This is a genomic window from Bradyrhizobium cosmicum (genome assembly GCF_032290525.1).
GTDB lineage: Bacteria > Pseudomonadota > Alphaproteobacteria > Rhizobiales > Xanthobacteraceae > Bradyrhizobium > Bradyrhizobium cosmicum_A.
Map to the genome: position 1 here is coordinate 267,010 of NZ_JASXTA010000006.1, position 17,013 is coordinate 284,022.

14 protein-coding genes are annotated in these 17,013 nt (G+C 65.5%); 5 read left to right on the forward strand and 9 right to left on the reverse strand.

Annotated features, from left to right (window positions below):
- Positions 1 to 127 precede the first annotated feature (127 nt).
- Positions 128 to 1,861 carry an adenylate/guanylate cyclase domain-containing protein gene (locus tag QSV46_RS13940; protein ID WP_314951787.1) on the reverse strand — a complete coding sequence of 578 codons (1,734 nt, stop codon included), beginning with the start codon at positions 1,859 to 1,861 and terminating at the stop codon, positions 128 to 130.
- A gap of 342 nt (positions 1,862 to 2,203) precedes the next feature.
- On the opposite strand from QSV46_RS13940, the gene QSV46_RS13945 reads away from it, so the two are divergent.
- A complete protein-coding gene (locus tag QSV46_RS13945) occupies positions 2,204 to 3,781 on the forward strand; it encodes a glycosyltransferase family 39 protein (protein WP_314952007.1) in 1,578 nt (525 codons plus the stop codon).
- 113 nt (positions 3,782 to 3,894) lie between these two features.
- Here QSV46_RS13945 and QSV46_RS13950 read toward each other — a convergent pair whose 3' ends face one another.
- Together QSV46_RS13950 and QSV46_RS13955 are read right to left on the reverse strand one after the other, a co-directional pair.
- Positions 3,895 to 4,920, reverse strand: a complete 1,026-nt coding sequence (locus tag QSV46_RS13950; protein WP_314951790.1) for a TIGR01620 family protein — start codon at positions 4,918 to 4,920, stop codon at positions 3,895 to 3,897.
- Entirely contained in the window at positions 4,917 to 6,386 is a 1,470-nt protein-coding gene (locus QSV46_RS13955) for a YcjX family protein (protein ID WP_314951792.1), read from the reverse strand. The genes QSV46_RS13950 and QSV46_RS13955 overlap by 4 nt, the downstream gene beginning before the upstream one ends.
- 182 nt (positions 6,387 to 6,568) lie before the next feature.
- On the opposite strand from QSV46_RS13955, the gene trhA reads away from it, so the two are divergent.
- Positions 6,569 to 7,264: a PAQR family membrane homeostasis protein TrhA gene (trhA, locus tag QSV46_RS13960; protein ID WP_314951795.1), complete on the forward strand. Its 696-nt coding sequence runs from the start codon at positions 6,569 to 6,571 to the stop codon at positions 7,262 to 7,264.
- 41 nt (positions 7,265 to 7,305) lie between these two features.
- Positions 7,306 to 8,100 (forward strand): SDR family oxidoreductase, encoded by a 795-nt coding sequence (locus tag QSV46_RS13965; RefSeq protein ID WP_314951799.1) that lies wholly within the window; start codon positions 7,306 to 7,308, stop codon positions 8,098 to 8,100.
- Positions 8,101 to 8,241: 141 nt separating this feature from the next.
- On the opposite strand, the gene QSV46_RS13970 is transcribed toward QSV46_RS13965, so the two are convergent.
- Positions 8,242 to 8,703, reverse strand: a complete 462-nt coding sequence (locus QSV46_RS13970) for a MarR family winged helix-turn-helix transcriptional regulator (RefSeq protein WP_314951801.1) — start codon at positions 8,701 to 8,703, stop codon at positions 8,242 to 8,244.
- A gap of 77 nt (positions 8,704 to 8,780) precedes the next feature.
- Between QSV46_RS13970 and QSV46_RS13975 the strand changes: the two genes are divergently transcribed.
- Complete coding sequence (locus QSV46_RS13975; RefSeq protein ID WP_314951803.1) at positions 8,781 to 9,557, forward strand: glucose 1-dehydrogenase; 777 nt, start codon at positions 8,781 to 8,783, stop codon at positions 9,555 to 9,557.
- A 4-nt stretch (positions 9,558 to 9,561) separates the two neighbouring features.
- On the opposite strand, the gene mdlC is transcribed toward QSV46_RS13975, so the two are convergent.
- The 4 genes from mdlC to QSV46_RS13995 form a co-directional block, all read right to left on the reverse strand.
- On the reverse strand, positions 9,562 to 11,184 hold the full coding sequence (mdlC, locus tag QSV46_RS13980) for a benzoylformate decarboxylase (RefSeq protein WP_314951806.1): 1,623 nt from the start codon (positions 11,182 to 11,184) through the stop codon (positions 9,562 to 9,564).
- A gap of 117 nt (positions 11,185 to 11,301) precedes the next feature.
- On the reverse strand, positions 11,302 to 12,153 hold the full coding sequence (locus QSV46_RS13985; protein WP_314951808.1) for a MaoC family dehydratase N-terminal domain-containing protein: 852 nt from the start codon (positions 12,151 to 12,153) through the stop codon (positions 11,302 to 11,304).
- Between the two features lie 15 nt (positions 12,154 to 12,168).
- Positions 12,169 to 13,269, reverse strand: a complete 1,101-nt coding sequence (locus tag QSV46_RS13990; protein ID WP_314951810.1) for a CaiB/BaiF CoA-transferase family protein — start codon at positions 13,267 to 13,269, stop codon at positions 12,169 to 12,171.
- Between the two features lie 10 nt (positions 13,270 to 13,279).
- Positions 13,280 to 14,449: an acyl-CoA dehydrogenase family protein gene (locus QSV46_RS13995; RefSeq protein ID WP_314951813.1), complete on the reverse strand. Its 1,170-nt coding sequence runs from the start codon at positions 14,447 to 14,449 to the stop codon at positions 13,280 to 13,282.
- A 125-nt stretch (positions 14,450 to 14,574) separates the two neighbouring features.
- Here QSV46_RS13995 and QSV46_RS14000 point away from each other — a divergent pair, with 125 nt between their 5' ends.
- Positions 14,575 to 15,495, forward strand: coding sequence for a LysR substrate-binding domain-containing protein (locus tag QSV46_RS14000; protein WP_314951815.1), 921 nt, complete (start codon positions 14,575 to 14,577; stop codon positions 15,493 to 15,495).
- 227 nt (positions 15,496 to 15,722) lie between these two features.
- Here the strand turns inward: QSV46_RS14000 and QSV46_RS14005 are convergent, their stop codons facing one another.
- The gene (locus QSV46_RS14005; RefSeq protein WP_314951817.1) at positions 15,723 to 16,997 is read right to left on the reverse strand and encodes a cytochrome P450; all 1,275 of its coding nucleotides are present in this window, start codon (positions 16,995 to 16,997) and stop codon (positions 15,723 to 15,725) included.
- Positions 16,998 to 17,013: the final 16 nt, after the last annotated feature.

Below are 17,013 nucleotides of genomic sequence, written 5' to 3' on the forward strand. Positions count from 1 at the left end.
CTCCCGGAGCTTTTCGTTGGACCGCGGCCATCACCGCGATCCCGCGCTCATGTGTCGTGACGACCCGGATGAAGTCAATTCGTGCTTTCGCAGCAGGCCCATGCCGCTGCGTTGCAGCAAGCCGGTGTTACGCCGCGACCCGTTCGCCGCTGGCGACGAGGGCCGACAGCTCCCTTGCATCAGCAACCACGCGCACGGCCATCGGCTCGTCGCGGCCACGGATCGCGACCTCCTGCTGCGGCAGCGAGTCGTCGGCAAGGCCCGCGGTGCGGCGGACTTCCTCGGAAACGACGGCTTCGCAGGCCAGCGCCTTGGTCATGTCCTGGAGCCGGGCGGCGACGTTGACGGCATCCCCGAGCGCCGTGAAGACAATGTGATCGCGATAGCCGATGTCGCCGATGATGACCTCGCCGCCGTGAATGCCGATACCGAAGCGGATCGGCTGGCGCAGATCGTGGCTCAGAAGCTCGTTGAGCTCGTCGATATGCGTCGCGATGCCGCCGGCAGCCTTCAACGCCTGCCGGCAGGCTTCCTGCGGATCGGCTGACAGCCCGAACAGCGCCAGCATGCCGTCGCCGACGAACTGGTTCGGCTGGCCGCCGTTCTCGATCACGGCTTGCGAGACCGCACCGAGGAAACGGTTGACGATGAAAACCGTATCGAACGGCAGCCGCTTCTCGGCAAGCTGTGTCGAGCCGCGCATGTCCACGAACAGGCTGACGAGATAACGCTCCTGGCCGATTCTGGCTGATGTCGAGGCCTGCCCGTCCGCCGCATGTGTCTGCGCCGTGAAGAGCTGGAAGAAGGAGAGGTCGGCGTCCGGCCGCAGCTGGCAGGCCAGCCTGATCGAGGGATCGGCGGTGCCGACGCGGGCGAGCACGAATGCCTCGCGCTGCGACGGCTCGGGCAGGGCGCCATGATCGCCGATGACGCGGATTCGGCAGGTCGAGCAGCGGGCGCGGCCGCCGCAGACGCTGGCATGCGGCACGTTGTGGCGCAGGCTCGCTTCCAGCACGGAAAGCCCTTTGGGGACCCGCACCGTCTTGCCGTTGCCGTAGGACAGCGCGATCATGCCGCCGCGCCGTTCGCGCAGGGCGCGCACGCCTCTTGCGAGCATCACCACGCCGAGCAGGCCGAAATAGCCCATGACGAGGCAGCCGCTGATGCGGTCGAGCACTTTGTTTTCCGCGACCGTGCCGACCTGTTGCCTCGTATAATTCGTCCTGCGCCAGTCCGCGTCGTCGCTGTCGACGGCAACGCTGCGCCCGCCCTGGTAGATGCCGAGCATCGCCAGCGTCGGGATCAGTACGGCGGCTGCGAGCAGATAGGGTGCGGCGCGCGTGAAGAAGGTCTTCATGCGCAGCCAAAAATAGATGCCGACGCAACCGTGCACCCAGGCGACCACGAGTAAAATCGTCATCTGCCACAGCCGCGCGGGCGCGAGCACGAAGAACAGATAGAGCTCCTGCGGGTAAAGCTTCTCGTGCCCGTAGAGCGTCAGGCCGAGCCGTATCCCGATCACATGCGCCATGACGAGCACGGGGATGCTGAGGCCCAGCACGAGCTGAAGCGGCTCGACCGTCTTCCAGCGAAACTCGCGGCGCTGGTACAGCGCGAACACACCGAGCCCGGCGTGGATCAGTGCGGCCGCGTAGAACACGATCGTCACTGGCAGGAACTGCCAGAACAGGACGTGGTAATAGATCCCGGCCTCCATCGCATCGACCGAGATGTTGCCGAGCGCATGGTTGAGGAAATGACTGACCACGTAGGCGAACAGGATGATTCCGCAGACCAGCCGCACCTGCCGTGCGCTGGTCGCGCGGACGAGTTCGGACATCTGTGCGGGAACGGTGGCCATGATTCGGTTGTATCAGTTCATGAAGGAGAACAGCCAGCCTAGCGTTTAATTCCGGGGGCGGACAGCGCACTGATCACATGCGCGGTAGGCCGCCGAATACTCCTGTCGTCCCGGACAAGCGCCGCATAGCAGCGCGCAGATCCGGGACCCATAACCACAGGAAGGAGTTGTAGCACGGGCTGGTAACCACGAGCCTTCGCCAAACCCTCCCTGTGGATATGGGTCCCGGATCGCGCTTCGCTTGTCCGGGACGACTACGGAGCGGGTCGATCCACCCCCGCATTGACTCCCCATCCCAGGTTGGCGAAAAGCGCGGCCGTGACGCCTTTTCCCGACAGCACCATGCCCCGCGGCGGCGCCGCGCGCCGGCCCCTCGTCATCGCCGCAGCGATCATTGCCGCGATGACCGTGCTGCGCCTCGTCTACGCCTCCGCGATCGAGCTGCGCACGGATGAAGCCTATTACTGGACCTGGTCGAAGGAGGGCGCGCTCAGCTTCCTCGATCATCCCCCGATGATCGCCTGGTTTATCCGCTTTGGCACCGCGGTCTTCGGCGACACCACGCTCGGCGTCCGCTTCGGTGGCATCGTCGCGATGCTGGTGACGCAACTGCTGCTCGCCGACATCGTCCGCCGTCTCACCCATGACGCGCGCGCGATCGTGTTCGCGGTGCTGATGCCGGAGGCCGCGCTCTACTATGGCCTGCTGATGGCCAAGGTCGCGCCCGACGTCGCGATGATCCCGTTTGCGGTGGCGATGATGTGGTCGCTGGTGCGGCTCGCGCAAAGCGGCGACGGCCGGTGGTGGCTCGCGGCCGGGCTGTTCGCCGGATTGTCGATGCTGTCGAAATTCACCGCGATCATGTTTGCGCCTGCGGTGGCCGCGTTTCTGCTGGTGCCGGATTGGCGCGGGCGCTGGTTGCGCAGCCCCTATCCCTATCTCGCCGTGGCGGTCGCGGTCGCCGTGTTCTCGCCTGTGCTGATCTGGAACGCACAGCACGACTGGGCCTCGTTCCGATTCCAGGGCGTGCGCGCCACCGCCAATTACGGCATCTCGCTGCGCACGATCGGCGACTACATCGGTCTGCAATTCGGCCTCGTCGGTTTCGTGATGCTGCCGGTGGTCTTGACGGGGCTGGCGATGACGGCGTGGCGCGGCTATCGGACGCGTGAGCCGGTCGCGATTTTGCTCTCGACCGCGGTGCTGGTGCCGTTCGCCTATTTCTTTGCAAAATCGCTGACCCTGCGGGTCGGCGACACCTGGCCGATGTTCATGTGGCCGGTCGGCTTTGCCGCTGCTGCGGTGAACCTGGTGATGTTGTCGCGTGAAAACCGGTCGGCGCGGCTGATCCGGTCGAGCCTGTTCTGGGGCAAGACAGCGATCGTCTCGGGCATCGCCTTCGTCGTGATCGTATTCCTCTACTACGTCGTAGCGCCCTGGAATTTTCTCGGGAAGATTGATCCGGTCGGTGCCGAGTCCAGCTACGAACAGGTCGCCGCGCGCGCGCAGGCTGTCCTCGACGAGACCGGCGCGACCTGGATCGCGACCACGGACTACCGCACCTATGCCATGATGCGCTGGCTGTTTCGGGGCCGCGTGCCGGTGATCGAGATCAACGAGCGCGGCCGCTTCCAGGATTTCCGCGATCCCGGCATCGACCGGATCAAGGAACATGCGGGCATCTATGTCGGGCGCGAGCCGGACAACCGTTCATCGCTATGGGAGAATATCCCGGCCAAACGCGAGCAGCTCGGCCGGGTCGAACGCCGCTGGCGCGGTGTTCTCACCGACACCTATGTGATTGAAAAACTCACCGGCTGGACGCCGGAGCTCTCACCGCCGAAGGATTCGCCGCTGTTTTGGTGGCGGGTGCTGGCCTTTCTCTCCCTCTCCCCGCTTGCGGGGAGAGGGTTGGGGTGAGGGGGAGTCTCCACGGGGGAGGTGACAGTTGGACTCGCGGAGAGTCCCCTCACCCGGATCGCATCTGGCGATGCGCTCCGGCCTCTCCCCGCAGGCGGGGAGAGGCGAAGAGGCTACTCCTCCTCTTTCTTCCGCAACAGATCCGTCGCGAGATCCGACAGTTTCGGCGGGGGCAGCGCTGCGAACGGCAATGGCCTTGTCACGTCGATCGCGGCCAGACCCAGCCGCGCCGTCAACAATCCGTTGAGGATGCCTTCGCCGAGCCGCTGCGACAGTTTCGCCGCGATGCCATGGCCGAGCATCTGCTGCACCAGGCTGTCGCTCGCGGCCATGCCGCCGGTGATGGCGAGATGGGCGATGACGTGACGAAGCAGGCGGATCATGCCAAGCGCGCCGGGGCGGCCGCCATAGAGAAAAGCGAGCTGGCGGATCAATCTCAGCGAGGCAATGAACACGAACATCACGTCGATCGCCGCGCGGGGCGAGACCGCCGTCACGATCGAGACTTTTTGCGCGGCCGACGACACCAGCCGCCGTGCCTCCGCATCCAGCGGCGACATCAGTTCGCGCTCGGCGAGGCGGATCATGTCGGCACCATCGATGATCTCGCCGGTGTGGCTCTCCAGGGTGGCGCGGGCGCGCGCGAGCTGCGGGTTCTGATGCGCGATCTTCAGCAGGTCCTGCACGATGACACGGCTCTCCTTGCGGTCATCGCTGGCGAGGACGGCGGCTGCGCGCAGATGCAGCTTTTCGATGGTGGCGAGCCGTGCCAGCCCAAAGGCCTCACGCCCGATCACCACCGCGAGTGCCAGCGCGGTGACGAGTGCGAAGGCGAGCCCGACAAAGCCGAGGCTCTCGCTGCGCGCGAACAGGTCTTCGACCAGATGGACGACGCCAAGCCCGGTGCCGAGCAGCGTCAGCCCGGCGAGGCCGGACCAGAACAGTGCGCCCCACGGAAAGCCGCGTCGCGCCGGCAGCGCGGTTTGAACCGGCACCGGCAATGTCGACGGATCGGGCTCCGGTGTGATCTGGATGGTGGCGCGACTGATCCGGCTTGCTTCGTCGGCTTCAGTGACGACGACGCCGGGATCGTCGAGCCGGAACGTTGCCGGCCGCCGCGGCTGGGGTCGGTCGTTCATGACAATTTGTCTCCGATCAGGAACTGCAAGGCACGGTCGAGGCGGATGTGTGGCAGCGCCGGCTCTTCATTGCCCTCGCGCTCGAGCTTTGGCGGGCGGAAGCGCAGGAAGCGGAAGTCGCTCTTCTCGGCGGCTTGCGTGGAGAGGCCGCGGAACGCATCCGTGCCATTGAACAGCGGCTCGGGATCCAGCGGCAGATCGCCCGGAAATGTCGCGACTTCCGTGTTGCCGTCGAAGAATTCGCCGGCGGCGCTTTCGCCCGCGGCGGGCGTTCCCAGGATCGACGGCAATTTGTCGCGGCCATGCGCGACCTGGGCTTCGCGCGTGGCGCGCACGGCGGCGAGCGCGACGACGTCGATTTCCGCGCCGGTATTTTCCGCGCGCGCCACCGCGCGGCTGACCGCACGGCGCAGCACGGCCTCGAGCCGGTCGTGGCTGGAATGATGCAGATGGTCCGCCTTGGTTGCCGCGAACAGGATGCGGTCGATGCGCGGGCGGAACAGGCTGGAGAGGATCGTGCTGCGGCCGATGTTGAAGCAGTCGAGAATGCCGGCGAGCGCGGCTTCGAGATCGTGCAGCGCTTCGGGGCCGGAGTTGAACGCGGTGAGCGCATCGGCCAGCACGATCTGGCGATCGAGCCGGGCGAAATGATCGCGGAAGAACGGCCGCACCACCACGTCCTTGTAGGCCTCATAGCGGCGCACCATCATCGCCCACAGCGAGCCCTCCGGCGCCTGGCCGCTAACGGGCAAGTCGAGCGGCGCAAAGGTCAGCGCCGGCGAGCCTGCGAGATTGCCGGGCATCAGGAAGCGGCCGGGCGGCAGCAGGCTCATGGCAAAGCGCTCGTCGCGGCAGGCGCGCAAGTACCCTGTGAAGAGCTTTGCGGCGGTGAGCGTCGCCTGCTCGTCCTCGCGCGCATCGGCCTTCAGCGTCGCAAGATGCGCGCGCCATTCGGCGGCAACGTGCGCGCGCGGCGCCTCGCGCGACAGCGCAAGGCCCTCCGCCGACCACTGCTCGTAGCTCTTTTGCAGCAGCGGCAGGTCGAGCAGCCACTCGCCTGGATAGTCGACGATGTCGAGCGTCAGTGTGCGGTCTGCGCCGTTCGGGCGCTGATAGTCGATGACGAGGCGTAGCTCGCTGATGTCGACGGTCGAGCTTGGCCAGTGCCGCTCCTCGATCAGAGCGCGCAGATGGTTCTCATAGGCAAAGCGCGGCACGGCATCGTCGGGCTGCGGCGCCAGATTTGCCCGCGCGATCCGGCCCGAGGCATAGGCCTCGAACACCGGAAACCGGCCGCCGCGCGTCAGTCCGTGGATCAGCGCGGTGATGAATACGGTCTTGCCGGCGCGCGACAGGCCGGTGACTCCAAGCCGGACCGTCGGGTTGAAGAAATGCTCGCCATAGTCGATCAGCGCCCGGGCCGACAGCCGCGCCTCTTCGACCATATCCTGGAAACTGAATGCCATCTGAACGAGGGGGCTCGGGCGGGGAAAATACGCAAAACGGACTAGTCACAAAAGTGGCAACTGCTTGAAGAAAATCAAGCTTCATACTTCCACCGCCTTTATCGGCAAATCAGCCGTTTGAACGACGCGCCGATCCCGAAAGACCGATAGAAAAGTGGCCCCTTCCTTGCCTCTGGATTGCCATGACCGTCTTCCAACTGAAACAGTTCGCATCCACCTCCGTCCATGCCGCAGCCGACGCGATCGGCTGGAATTACGATCGCGCCGAGCTGATCGCCGACGGCGTCGTCCATGCGATCGGGGTCCTCTTCGGCATCATCGCCGCGACGGTTCTGGTGGTGCTTGCCGTGCTCTATGCCAACGCGATCGACATCGTCGGCGTCTCGATCTATGTCGCCGGCCTGCTCTCGATGCTGGTGCTGTCGGCCATCTATAACCTCTGGCCGGTGTCGCCGGTCAAATGGCTGCTGCGGCGATTCGATCATTCGGCGATCTATCTGCTGATCGCGGCGACCTACACGCCCTTCATCCTGGAACTCAAGGACAGCGTATTCGCGCTGGCGCTGCTCGTCTGCGTCTGGTGCGTCGCTAGTCTCGGCATCGTGCTGAAGCTGCGCTATCCCGGCCGGTTCGACCGGGTCGCCGTCGGCATCTATCTGGCGATGGGCTGGAGCGGCATGATGCTCTACGACGCCGTGGTCAAGGCGCTGCCCATGGTGGTGCTGGGCTTCATCCTTGCAGGCGGCGTGCTCTACAGCCTCGGCGTGATCTTCCACGCCTGGCGGCGGCTGCGCTTCCAGAATGCGATCTGGCACGGCTTTGTCTTGGCCGGCGCGGCGTGCCATTATACGGCGGTGCTCGACCTCGTGTTGAGCTGAGCAAGCTTCAAGAAGCCGTACAATAAAGCAGGAGACGTCGCATGCAGGTGACCGGCAAGGTCGTGGTCGTCACGGGCGGCGCAAACGGCATCGGCAAGGCGCTGTGCGAGGCCTTTCACAACGCTGGTGCGGCCAAAATCGTCGTCGCCGACATGGACGCCGCCAATGCAAGGGCGGTCGCCGCGACGGTCGATGGCGCCGCCTTCAAATGCGACGTCGCGCAGGAGAAGGATATTTCGCACGTGATCGAGGAGACCGAGCGGCAGTTCGGCCCGATCGAATTGTTCTGCTCCAATGCCGGCATCGGCGGCGGCTTTGATCCGATGTCGGAAAATGCCGGCGGTGCCTCGGACGAGCCGTGGCAGCGGAGCTGGGCGATCCACGTGATGGCCCATGTCTATGCGGCGCGGCATCTGGTGCCGCGCATGAAGGCGCGCGGCGGCGGCTATTACCTCAACACGATCTCGGCCGCAGGCCTGCTGTCGCAGGTCGGCAGCCCGGCTTATTCCACCACCAAGCATGCCGCGGTCGGCTTTGCCGAAAATCTCGCGATCTCGCACAAGGCTGACAACATCAAGGTCTCGATCCTCTGCCCGCAGGGCGTCGACACCAACATGCTGCGCTCGATTCCCAAGGGCCCGCAATCCGGTGACGGCGACCTCACGCCCGAGCAGGTCGCCAAGGATGTGCTCGCCGGCCTGGAGCAGGAGACGTTCCTGATCCTGCCGCACCCCCAGGTGCTCGGCTACATGCGCAAGAAGACCGAGAACTACGACCGCTGGATCGGCGGCATGGCCAGGATCCAGGCGAGGATGCGGGAAGAGTTCGGGAAGTAGTCGACGGTGCTTCCACAGTTGACGCTGTCATGCCCTGCGAAGGCGGGGCATCCAGTACGCTGCGGCCTCTCGACTTAACCACAACCGTCTCGGAGTACTGGATCGCCCGGTCAAGCCGGGCGATGACACCGAGAGTGCGGCTCACGCCGCCGACTGCGCCTCGTCCTCCACCCGGCTCTGCCGCAGCGCCCGGGCATACAGCATCATCCCCTCGCGCACCGTGCGCTGCTCCGCCGGCGTCAATGATGCCAGCGCTCCGCTCACCTGCTGCCGGCCGAACGCATGCAGCGCCTCCAGCGTGCGGCGGCCCTTTGCGGTCAGCGACAGCCGCTTGCTGCGGGTATCGGCTTGATCCGGCGTCTCCCTGAGCTCGCCGCAATCGATCAGCTTGCGGACCAGGCGGCTGACGCTGGATTTCTCCAGCCGCAGGAAATCGCCAAGCTCGCCTGAATTCATCGGGCCGCGAATGCCGATCTCCAGGATCGTGTGCACGGCCGAGGGCGGATAGTCCGATGCCGCCACCGTCGCATCCATGAAGCCGAGCTCGCGCACCATCAGGCGCGAGGCGGCGCGGATGTCGTCGATCAGCGCAAGCTCGGTCACGGCTTGACTCTCCGCATATAGTTGTACCATACAACTATATGCGCGCAACGCCGCGCGCAAGCGTTTCGGAGTGACCTATGAGCGGAACCTTGCCGGCTGGTCAGCGGATGAGGGGCAAGGTCTGCGTCGTCACGGGCGGCGGTAGCGGCATCGGCCGCGCCACGGCGCTGCGGATGGCGTCCGAAGGCGCCGAAGCGATCATCGTTGCAGGCCGGCGCGAGGCCGAGATCGAGGCTGCCGCCGCCGCGTGCCGCGAACTCGGTGCGCAGGCCATCGCGATCAAGACGGACATCACGCGAGAGGACGACGTCGCGCGCCTCGTCGGCACGGCCGTCGAGCGTTGCGGCCGGCTCGACGTCGCCTTCAACAATGCCGGCTTTCAGGAGCGCCGCGCGCCGCTGGAAGAGCAGGGCATGGACATCTACGACAGCGTGTTCGACACCAACGTCCGCGCGCTGTTCCTGTGCCTGCGCCACCAATTGCCGGCGATGCTGGCGCAGGGGCGCGGCAGCATCGTGGTCAACGCTTCCGTCAGCGGCGTGCGCAATCCCAATCCGGGCTTCTCGCTCTATTCGGCCTCGAAGGCCGCAGCGATCTCGCTGACCCGCTCGGCGGCGATGGAGAACGCTCCGCGCGGCATCCGCATCAACGCCATCGCGCCGGGCCGCGTCGTCACCGACATGATGCTGCGCGCCGGCGTCGGCGATATCGCAACGGTGAGCGCGGGCCTGCCGCTGCGGCGGATGGGGAGCCCGGAGGAGGTGGCGGAGGCGGTGGTGTGGCTGTCGTCCGACGCGTCGTCGTACGTCGTCGGGCATGTGCTCGCGGCCGATGGGGGATTTTTGGCGTCGTAACGCCCTAATGCTTCTGCCCGTAAAGCACCGGCACCGCCGAATCCACAACGACCTCGACGAGGCTCGTCCCCTCGAACGCCATCCCGCGCTTCAGCGCCCCGCCGAGCTCCGCGGCCTTGCTCACCCGCATCGCATCGCAACCCATGCCTTCGGCCAGCCGGACGAAATCGATGCCCGGCAATTCCAGCCCCGGCACGTTGCGCACCTGCATCACCTGGCTGAACGAGCGCATCGCGCCGTAGCCGGAATTGTTGATGACGACGATGGTCAGCGGCAGTTTTCGCTGGGCTGCGGTCCACAGCGCCTGGATCGAATACATCGCCGAGCCGTCGCCGATCAGGCAGACCGTGCGGCTGTCCGGCTTGCCCAGTGCCATGCCGACCGCGGCGGGCAGAGAGTAGCCGAGTCCGCCGCTCGCCATGGTGTAAAAACTGTCCTGCCCGCGCATCGGCATGAACTTTTGCATCGCCGGCCGATGCGAGGGCACTTCCTCGACCAGCGAGGCGCCATCCGGCATTGCCTGCGCGAGGGAGTGCAGCAGGAATTCGACGGGAAGCGGATCGGCGGCTGGCGGTGCCGGCGGCAACGTGCGCCCCCTTGGCGTGGCGCGTTTGCTTTCGGGGAGCAGGTCGAGCAGCATGCCCAGCGCAGGCTTCATGGTCGCGATAATGCTGGTGCCGACCGGCGTCACCGCAGCGGCATCCGGATCATCGGTGATCTGAAAAATCGTCGCGCCGCCGTCGAAGATCGCGGCATGGCCTTCGACGTGGAAGGTGAATACCGGCGCACCGATGACAACGACCACATCGTGCTCGCGCAGCGCATCGGACAGTTGCGCGGGCGAAGCGTGCAGGAAGCCCGCAAACTGCGGATGCCGCTCCGGGAACGAGCAGCGCGCCGAGAACGGGCTGACCCACACGCTCGCTTTCGCCTTTTCAGCCACGCGCACCATCAGATCGACCGCGCCGGCGCGGTCGACGCCAGGGCCGACGACGAGGGCAGGGTGCTTTGCGGAGCCGAGCGCCGCAGCCAGCGCCTTCATCGCGTCAGGCTCGGGGCCGATCTCGCGGCTGACCTTGCGCGCCTCGACCGGGGCCGTGGCATACGCCCAGTCATCGATCGGGACCGACACGAAGGTCGGTCCGCAGGGCGGCTGCAGCGCGGTGTAATAGGCGCGCGCGATCGCAGCCGGCACGTCCTCTGGCCGCGCCGGCTCGACGCTGTACTTCACATAGGGCCGCGGGAATTCGGAGGCGCGCTCGGCATAGAGGAACGCCTGCAGCGGCAGGATCGAGCGCGCCTGCTGGCCAGCCGTGATCACGAGCGGCGTCTGGTTGCGATGCGCGGTGTAGATGTTGCCGAGCGCGTTGCCGACGCCGGCCGCCGAATGCAGATTGACGAATCCGGCATTGCGCGTCGCCTGCGCGTAACCATCGGCCATGCCGACGGCGCTCGCCTCCTGCAGCGCCAGCACGTAGTCGATGTCGTCAGGCCAGTCGCTGAGGAACGGCAGCTCGGTCGAGCCGGGATTGCCGAACACTTTTTTGATGCCGAACGAGCGAAGCAGGTCGAGGGTGGCCTGCTTGACAGTGACGGGTTTATTGCCGGTCTTGCCGTTCTTGGACATGGTTTCCGTCCCCGAATGCTTATTGTCATGGCGTCATTCCGGGGCGATGCGAAGCATCGAACCCGGAATCTCGAGATTCCGGGTTTCATCGCTGCGCGATGCCCCGGAATGACAAACCTACCACACCGCCGTGCCCTTCATCGTCGGCTGCCCTTCCGCATTCGCGGTCCACAACTCCATGCCCGCCTCGGTCTCGTTGGCGTTGATCGAGAACTCGCTGCCCTCGAACAGCGGCTGCACGCCGCGATACGAGAACTTCTTCGGCGCATTGCCCCCGTGCAGCTTGGCCGCCATCTCGATGATGAGCGCGGCCTGCAGCGGGCCGTGGAAGATCAGGCCCGGATAACCCTCGACCTTGGTGACGTAGTCGCGGTCGTAATGGATGCGGTGGCCGTTGAAGGTCAGCGCGGAATACCGAAACAGCAGCACGGGATCGGAGACATGCGTTTCGCGGTGCTGTGCTTTCGGTGGCGGAGGCGGAGCCTTGGCTGGAGCCGCCTGCGTGGTCGTCATCTCGCGATAGACGATGTCCTGCCGCTCGCGGATCGCGATGCCGCGCGGCGAGGAGATGCTGTGCTCGACCGAGACGAAGCACAGCGTGCCGGTCGATCCCGTCTTCACCGCGACGTCGGCAATGCGCGAGGTCCGCGTCGATTCATCGCCGACACGCAAGGGCTGCAGGAACTCGATCTCGCCGCCGGCCCACATCCGGCGCGGCAGCGGCACCGGCGGCAGGAAGCCGCCGCGGGTCGGATGGCCGTCGGGTCCGAGCATCGACATCGGAAATACCGGCTGCGCCAGGCACCAGTGCACCGTGAACGGCGCGGCGTCGCCCGTCCTGGGCTCGCCGACGTCCTGGAATAGCGTCGCGCGCAAGCCCATGACGAGCTGCGCGGTGACGATGTCGGTGGCCTCCGTGCTGCGGCCGATCCATTGCCGCAAATGATCGATATCGAGCTTCCCGGTCATGACGCCTCGCTCTTGCTATTTCCTGGATGGACGTTCGCCGATGGCGGGCACGGCACCGTAAGCGCGCGTCTCGCCGATGACGATCGGCGCCGGCGCGGGATAGCTGACGCGGCCGTTCGGCGTATCCACTTCAATGCGGCGCAGATGCGGATGGTTGGTGAGGTCGGCCATGGTGTTGACCTCGGCAAAGGCGATGTCGGCGTCCGACAGCCGCTTCAGCAGCTCGTCGCGCGTCATCCTGCCGAAGGCATCCGCGACCGTCGTGTCGGTGAAGTCGCGATTGCGCACGCGCTCGACCATGTTGGCAACGCGGGGATCGGTCGGCAGGTGCGGCTGGTCCAGCACCCTTGCGCACAGCGTCTTCCATTCGCGCTCGCTCTGGATCGAGATCAGGATGTCCTTGCCGTCCTTCGAGGTGAACACGCCATAGGGCGCGATCGAGGGATGGCGCAGGCCCATGCGCTTGGGCGGATTGCCGGCCTCGGAGTTGAGCAGCGGCACGGTGCACCAGTCCGCCATCACGTCGAACATGGAGATGCGGATGTCGGCGCCCTTGCCGGTGCGCCCGCGCCCGATCAGGGCTTCCAGGATCGCCGCATGCGCGGTGGCGCCGGTCGCGACGTCCACGATCGACATGCCGACCCGCGAGGCGCCGTCGGGATTGCCGGTGATCGAGGCCAGCCCGCTCTCGGCCTGGATCAGCAAATCATAGGCCTTGCGATGGGCGTAGGGGCCTTCGTCGCCATAGCCGGTGATGGTGCACGAGATCAGCCTGGGATAGTCCTTCAGCAGCCGCTCGCGCGAAAAGCCGAGCTTGTCCATCGAACCCGGCTTGAGGTTCTGGATCAGCACGTCAGCACTCGCAATCAGCTTTTCCAGCTCGGCGCAGCCTTCCTTCGTGGCGAGATCGACCACCGCCGATTGCTTGCCGCGGTTGAGCCAGACGAAATAGCTGCTCTGGCCCTTGGCCGCCGCGTCATAGCCGCGGGCGAAATCGCCTTCGGGCCGCTCGATCTTGATGACCTCCGCGCCGGCATCCGCCAGCCGCGACGAGCAGAACGGCGCTGCCACCGCCTGCTCGACCGCAATCACCCTGATCCCGTCCAATGCGCCCATGATTGCTGCCTCAGTACGAGCGCGGCATGCCGAGCACATGCTCGGCGATAAAGGACAGCACGAGGTTGGTCGAGATCGGCGCCACCTGATAGAGCCGCGTCTCGCGGAATTTGCGCTCGACGTCGTATTCCTCGGCAAATCCAAAACCGCCATGGGTCTGGACGCAGGCATTGGCCGCTTCCCAGGACGCATCGGCCGCCAGCATCTTGGCCATGTTGGCTTCGGCGCCGCAGTCGAGCCCGGCCTCGTATTTGCGCGTGGCTTCCTTCACCATCAATTCGGCCGCGCGCATCGCCGCGTACGCCTTGGCGATCGGAAACTGGATGCCCTGATTCTGGCCGATCGGCCGGCCGAAAACGCTGCGCTCCTTGGCGTAGTTGGTGGCCTTTGCGATGAACCATTTTGCATCGCCGACGCATTCGGCCGCGATCAAAATGCGCTCGGCATTCATGCCGGAGAGGATATAGCGAAAGCCCTTGCCTTCCTCGCCGATCAGATTCTCCGCCGGCACCTTCATGTCGGTGAAGAACACTTCGGTGGTGGCGTGATTCATCATGGTGCGGATCGGGCGGATCTCGAGGCCCTTGTTCTTGGCTTCTCGCATGTCGACGATGAACACCGAAAGGCCGTCGGTGCGCTTCTTGACCTCATCCTTCGGCGTGGTGCGCGCCAGCAGCAGCATCAAATCGGAATGCTCGGCGCGGCTGGTCCAGATCTTCTGCCCGTTGACGATGTAGCCGGCATTGCCGTCCTTGCGCGCAAAAGTCTTCAGCGAGGTCGTGTCGGTGCCGCTGGTCGGCTCGGTGACGCCGAAGGCCTGCAGGCGCAATTCGCCGCTGGCGACCTTCGGCAGATATTTCGCCTTCTGCTCATCGCTGCCGTGCCGCAGCACGGTGCCCATCGTGTACATCTGGGCGTGGCAGCCGCCGCCGTTGCAGCCCGCGCGCTGTATCTCTTCGAGGATCGCGGCCGCGGCCGAGAGCTTGAGGCCGGCGCCGCCATATTCCTCGGGGATCAGCACCGAGAGATAGCCGGCCTGCGTCAGCGCGTCGACGAACGCCGTGGGATAGGCCATCTCGCGGTCGAGCTTGCGCCAGTATTCGCCGGGAAACTGCGCGCAGAGCTTTGCGACGGCTTCGCGGATGTCGGCGTGATCTTCGGTGTGGTGGTCTTCACTCATGGCGTTTTCCGTATCTAGCGGCAGTTAAGATAACGCCGGCCGATCCTCTGGCGTTGTGAAAACATCGCCAGCCCCCTATGCTCATTTGCTATAGCGTATGGAGTAGCCTTCCAGGATTGGCAAGCATGGATTTCCGTCAGCTCAGGACCTTCAGTTGCGTGGCGGAGCTCGGCAGCCTGTCGAAGGCCTCCGATACGTTGCGTGTGGCGCAGCCGGCGCTCTCCCGGCAGATCAAGCTCTTGGAACACGAGCTGCGCGTCGAACTGTTCACGCGCAATGGCCGCGGCATGGTGCTGACCGAGGCGGGGCGCCTTTTGCTCGCACGCACCTCCGGCATCGTGCGGCAGATCGACCAGATCCGCGACGACATCCAGTCGGCCAAGGGGCCGCCGTCCGGGCAGGTCGTGCTCGGCCTGGTTCCGACCGTGAGCTGCGTGCTGTCGGCGCGCTTTGCGCGGCGCTGCGTCGAAAAGTTTCCCGGCATCTCGTTGCGCATCGTCGAAAGCTACAGCGGCCATCTGGTCGAATGGCTGCACCGCGGCGAGATGGATCTCGCCATCCTCTACGGCCGCTCCGCCGATCTGCATCTCAACGTCGAGAGCCTGGGGCGCGACAACATCGTTGCGGTCGGCCCGCGCGGCTGCGGCCTTGCGCGCAAGAAGAGCGTCGATATCGCATGGCTGTTGCGGCAGCGGCTGGTGCTGCCCAGTCATTCCCATGGTCTCCGCGCGCTGATCGAGCATGCGGCAGCCCAGCGCAAGATCAAGCTCGACGTCCAGCTCGAGGCGGATTCGTTCCGCGTGCTGACGAGCCTGGTCGAGGAGGGGCTCGGCTTCGCGCTGCTGCCGCCCTCGTCGGTCCACGGCGAGGTCGCGGACGGGCGGCTGGAGACAGCAGCGGTGTCAAAGCCGATGACGCGCGAGCTCATTTTTGCCTCTCCGATCGACCGCCAGGTCTCGACGGCCTCGCTGGCCGTCACCGCACTCTTGCGCGAGGAAGTCGCCGCCTGCCGCAAGGAAGGCGTGTGGGACATCAAGCTGAGTTAGATGCGCCCGTGTCGTAGAACAGTCGCGCGCGATCGTGCCTTCGCATCTGGCGCGAGCTGTCATGCCGAAATTTTATAGCTGGGGTGGAGTCGCCCGCTCTTTAGCCTTACCCGCGGTGTCATTGCCCGCGAAGGCGGGCAATCCAGTATTCCAGAGGCCGCAGTGCTTGAGCCGAGAAGCCGCGGCGTACTGGATGCCCCGCTTTCGCGGGGCATGACAGCGGGGGCCTATCCCGGAATCCGCACCGGCAGTGACTCATAGCCCTTGATGAAGCTCGAATAGATCCGCTTGGGCTCGCCGACCACCTCGATGCGGTCGAACCGCTTCAGCATCTCCTCCCAGACGATCTTGAGCTGGAGTTCCGCCAGCCGCATGCCGACGCAGCGGTGGATGCCGAAGCCGAAGGAGAGGTGGGTGCGCGGCCGCGGGCGGTCGATGATGAAGTCGTTCGGTTTCTCGAACATCTCCTCGTCGCGGTTGCCGGAGACGTACCACATCACGACCCGGTCGCCCTTCCTGATGTGCTTGCCGCCGATCTCGGTGTCGGCAAGCGCCGTGCGCCGCATATGGGCGAGCGGCGTCTGCCAGCGGATCACCTCGGGCACCATGGAGTCGATCAGTTCCGGGCTGGCGCGGAGCTTGTCGTATTGTTCGGGGTTCTCGCTCAGCGCCAGCACCGAGCCGCTCATGGTGTTGCGGGTGGTGTCGTTGCCGCCGACGATGAGCAGGATGATGTTGCCCATGAGATTGTCGGGATCCATGAAGCGCGTGGCATCGTTATGTGCCATCAGCGACAAGAGATCGTTGCGCGGCGCGGCGTTGACGCGCTCGTTCCAGAGCTTCGACATATAGGCATAGCACTCGTCCATCTCGCGGCGGCGCTCTTCAGCGGAAGCGACGATGCCGCTCTTGGGCAGCGCGGTTGCGACATCCGACCAGCGCGTCAGCTTGCGCCGCTCTTCCCAGGGGAAGTCGAACAGGGTGGCCAGCATCTGCGTCGTCAGCTCGATCGAGACGCGCTCGACGAAGTTGAAGGTCTCGTTGCGCGGCAGATTGTCGAGCACGGTCTGCGAGCGCTGGCGGATCAATTTTGCCAGCTCGTCCAGGTGTGTCGGCGTGAACATCGGCGAGACCGTCTTGCGCTGCGCCGAATGCTGCGGCTGGTCCATCGCGATGAAGCTCGGCCAATCATAGCCCTGCGGCACGTCACGGATCCCGATGCCGCCGAGCGTCGAATCCGAGGAGAAGATGCCGTGACTGGTGTCGACATGCATGATGTCGTTGTATTTCACCACCGACCAGTACGGCTCGATCGGCGCATTGGTGCAGTAATGCACCGGCTCTTCCTTGCGCAGCCGCTCGAACCACGGCCACAGCGTGTCGTCCTGGAACAGCCTGGGTGCGCCGGGGTGGAATTGCGACAGCGGCGTCGCATAAGCCTCCTCGCGCGCCCTGCGCATGCGTTCGGCCTTGTCCACTTTAACCGGCGCTTGGACGTTCATGGTGGTAGCTCCAGTT